The 3,894-nt window shown below is 56.0% G+C and carries 3 protein-coding genes and 1 pseudogene; 3 read left to right on the top strand and 1 reads right to left on the bottom strand.

Features of this window, described 5'->3' with window-relative positions; all coding sequences use genetic code 11:
* Positions 1 to 703: GDSL-type esterase/lipase family protein (locus MFF58_RS31340; RefSeq protein ID WP_238294195.1), on the bottom strand; the 703-nt coding region annotated here is incomplete at its 3' end.
* Between the two features lie 416 nt (positions 704 to 1,119).
* On the opposite strand from MFF58_RS31340, the gene MFF58_RS31335 reads away from it, so the two are divergent.
* From MFF58_RS31335 to MFF58_RS31325, 3 genes and pseudogenes are all read left to right on the top strand, one after another.
* Entirely contained in the window at positions 1,120 to 2,196 is a 1,077-nt protein-coding gene (locus MFF58_RS31335; protein ID WP_238294193.1) for an SGNH/GDSL hydrolase family protein, read from the top strand.
* A 279-nt stretch (positions 2,197 to 2,475) separates the two neighbouring features.
* Positions 2,476 to 3,234, top strand: coding sequence for a class I SAM-dependent methyltransferase (locus MFF58_RS31330; RefSeq protein WP_238294191.1), 759 nt, complete (start codon positions 2,476 to 2,478; stop codon positions 3,232 to 3,234).
* 69 nt (positions 3,235 to 3,303) lie between these two features.
* Positions 3,304 to 3,894: pseudogene (locus MFF58_RS31325) on the top strand (helix-turn-helix domain-containing protein); the annotation flags it as partial.

The following is a 3,894-nucleotide window of genomic DNA, read 5'->3' as shown; positions in this document are numbered from 1 at the left end:
AGCCGTGGGCATCGAACGGCACCCCGTAATGGCTTGCACCGGGTTTGCCGGCGAACTGGATGAACGGGCTCGGGTAGCGCGTGTTCGAATCGAGATAGCCGAAATGGTGCAGGAACTTGCGCCGCCGCGCAGCATCCTCGCTCTCCGGTGGAGGCCAGATCGGCTCAAGGTTCGCAGCGGTCAGGACCGCCAGCATTGCATCTCGGAGTGCTGCGTAGCCGGCCGCGTTGAGCCGCACCCCGTCGGTGCTGAATTCAGGTCTGAGCACCCCCGCTGCGGTAGCTAGGACAGGATCGTAGTCGATGAAATGACCACCATACTCATGCACGTGGTCGCGCAGCCACGTGTTCACCTGTCCGATGAGTTCAACCGGCAAGCCGGCTGCCGCAGGCGCGGCCGGATCCACCGGCGGGATCGAGCCGACCCAAGCGCGCACGTAGAGGTCGCGCGCGTCCTGCAGCATGGCAGCGATGTCGGCCACGATGCGCTCGCACGTAACTGAGCGACCCCGGCTGAGGATGTCGTCGCGGCCGGCGATCAAATGAACGCCCAGCGCCTTGTGAAGAGCGATGTCCGAGCGCAGGCGCCGCGCCATGTCCCGGGTTGATTGCCCGGCGATCCCGCGGGCGACTTGCAGGCCAGAGAACAGCTGAGGGGTCTCAGCGGTCCACTCGGCTGTCACGGAATCACCGACGAAGATCATTGGCCCGAATGGAAATTCCGGATAGACCAAAAATTGCGGTGCCACGGGTCGAATGCCGATGCCTATGCCCTGCTGCGATGCGCAGGCCATGCTAAGGGGAGGAGTACTACTCGTTCCGTGTTAATACAGCCCTTGCCGTTTAGCGCAACTCGTTTGCTTTCGCACGGCAGAGACCGCGTACCGACCGGCCTGATAGGAGATGGTGAATTTGGCGAGGCCAATCCCGTCGGTCTTAACGCGTGCATGGGTGACGACCTTCGCCTGCGGTGATTTAGCAATTGCTGTGCGCTACGAACCGCTGCCGCTGCTACGAGACGGCAATCGCTCTGCTGGTCGCACTGATCGCCGGCTAATCGTTGGTGTCCAGAGTACGATCAAAGTCCTCCACGCCAGTGATCAATAATAGGTATTTGCCAATGTCATTAGCAGATAACGAAGCTGTGCTTCGGGAAAAATTTCTTCATCATGTCAAATTCTTTGATTCAGCAAGTCGTTATCCCGCTCCGTACATCGGTTTTGCAGGGCGGCCACATCATCAATTTCAAATTCACTGCATCCCATACGATGCGGCTGGATTTTTAAATCCTGAGACGACAGGTCCCCGAACTTGCCCGGAGGAAATCCGAATTTTCGTCGTTGGTGACAGCACGATGGCAACAGGCACAGAACTTGAAAATACTGTTCCAAAAAGGATAGAGCGCATTTTTCAAGAAAGATTATCAGAAAAAGTTAAAGTATACAATTTTGCTGTCGTTTCGTCGAATACAGAGCAAATGTGTGCGCTGATATGGAGCCGACTTCTTGATCTCGATCCAGATCTGATCGTCGTGGTGAGTGGCGGCACCGATGCGTTTCAACCATATAGCTTCGACCCCCGACCCGGTTTTCCATATAATTTTTTTATCAATGAATATTTGTACGCGCATTATTTCGATGAAAATAACGATAAATCTTGGCGCTCGGGCTTGGATTACGATGCTGTTGTTACTGGTGCGTTTGACTTGTGTACCAAACTACGTAAAAACGTTAACTACGGAAGTCACGAGTGGGAAACAAGTGTTATTAACAGTTACACGGGATCTCTCATCAAGCTCATTCGCATTGCCAAGGCTGTACCTATCCCGATTTTCTATTTCTTAGAGCCGATAGTAGTACGCAAGGAAACTTCAGATGTCAATCAGCCGAGATTTGCTTCGCCCGATACCATTCATTATTTGGTCCGTCAGTATGATCGATTTGCGGATTCACTATCTAGTTTGCGGTTACTCGGCCTCCCTAAAAATCTGCGCCTGATAGATGCCAGCCGAGCACTGAATGAGACTGGTACGGGCGAATTTTATGACATTCTGCATTATGATAGGGATGGAACCGAGACGGTCGCAAAATTTCTCGCTGACCATCTGTTTGACTGCGTTCAAAAGCTTAGCGCTCACACTTCGGAGCGCAGCATCATCGGTCGGATACGCAAAACAGTTAACTATTTTATGCGTTAGGGCTCCTCATCCTCCCCACGACGTCGTCGGTTCCGGCATCAGGGATGATGCCGTACATTCCTCTTCGCCGCCCAATTTATGCAGTGGGTCTACCTCGCCGGCCAAGCGCCGGAAGATCGGTCGCACGCCGCAACGCAGTTTGCAGGTCCGAAAGTTCTACCAGTCGAAATGGGTACCGCCGAATGACTGACACACGTGCTCGTTTCCGCATCAATCTCAGGAGGGTACAGTAGCCGTGTGCACGCAACCCGAATGGTAGCAGGACGCTGGGGAGGACCGATGAGTTTCACCGCGCACAACATCCGGTTGGCGGATGGAACGGAGACGTGGCCAGAAGCGGGTTGGCTCATCGCGGACAGCCCATGGACCAAGGCCGCACTTCGCTCGCTCCGCCTATTCTACGGGGATCGTTTGGCTGGGCGTACCATCGTAGATCTCGGCTGCTTGGAGGGTGGTTACACGGTCGAGTTCGCGCGGGCGGGGATGCGGGCGGTAGGGGTCGAGGTGCGCCGCTCCAATTACGAAAACTGCCTCATAGTTAGGGAGCGAGCGGGCACAAATGGCCTGGACTTCGTTAACGATGACGTTTGGAATTTGGCAGATCACGGCACGTTCGAAGCCGCGTTCTGCTGCGGCCTACTCTACCACCTTGATAAGCCGGTGGAGTTCATCAGACTGATGTCGCGTCATGTGCGAGACGTTCTTATCCTGCACACGCACTTCGCCACCGATCGGGATGAGACCATGTTCAATTTATCTCCTTTGACCGAGAATGAAGGTCTGCCCGGTCGGTGGATGCATGAACATGATCTGGATGACACGGAGAAATTAGAAGAGCACAAGTGGACCTCTTGGAGCAACAAGCGGTCGTTCTGGCTCACGAAGTCCGCCCTCATTCAGACCCTCAAAGACTGTGACTTCAACATAATCTATGAGCAGTATGACATGCTCGGCGACGATATCCGCACATCGATGGAGAGCGGTTACTACCACCAACACGACCGAAGCATGTTTGTCGCCATACGGGCGCCTGCCTGACCGACGACTTAGCTGTTTGATCCCGCGGTGTGGTGATACGGTTGACCACCATGCTGCGAGGGATGCGCTATGGGCCAAGTTCTCCACGGCAGCGCCCGCACGACGGAGGCGGTCCGTCGCGCAATACAGCTACGTCAAGAGAGTGTGAGAGCGGCGGCCAAGCGCTACGGCGTCAGCCCAACCACGATACAGAAATGGCGCGCGCGGCAGTCGACGGCAGATGCTGCCATGGGGCCGAAAGAACCCCGCTCGACCGTCCTGACACCAGAGGAGGAGGCGGTCATCGTCGCCTTCCGGCGCCATACGCTTCTACCGCTGGACGACTGCCTCTACGGCTTGCAGCCTACGATCCCGCACCTGACCCGCTCGTCACTGCACCGCTGCCTTGAGCGGCACGGCATCAGTCGCCTGCCAGAGATGGAGGGCGACAAGCTCAAGAAGAAGCGCTTTGCCGATTACCCCATCGGCTACGTCCACATCGACATCGCCGAGGTCAGGACGGAGGAAGGCAAGCTCTACCTGTTTGTGGCTATCGACCGAACCTCGAAGTTGGCTTTCGCCAAGCTGGAGACGGAGGCCAACCGCTACACCGCATCGGACTTCCTCCGCGCGCTGGTCGCGTTCGTGCCGTACAAGATCCACACGGTGCTGACCGACAAC

The organism is Methylobacterium longum (assembly GCF_022179385.1).
Classification (GTDB): domain Bacteria; phylum Pseudomonadota; class Alphaproteobacteria; order Rhizobiales; family Beijerinckiaceae; genus Methylobacterium; species Methylobacterium longum.
The sequence above is the reverse complement of the archived record's forward strand: the minus strand, read 5'-3'. Positions and strand labels throughout refer to the sequence as shown.

Bases quoted from the DNA above. Each gene is read 5' to 3' on its own strand.
- MFF58_RS31335 (WP_238294193.1), top strand. From the start codon at position 1,120: ATGTCATTAGCAGATAACGAAGCTGTGCTTCGGGAAAAATTTCTTCAT.
- MFF58_RS31330 (WP_238294191.1), top strand. From the start codon at position 2,476: ATGAGTTTCACCGCGCACAACATCCGGTTGGCGGATGGAACGGAGACG.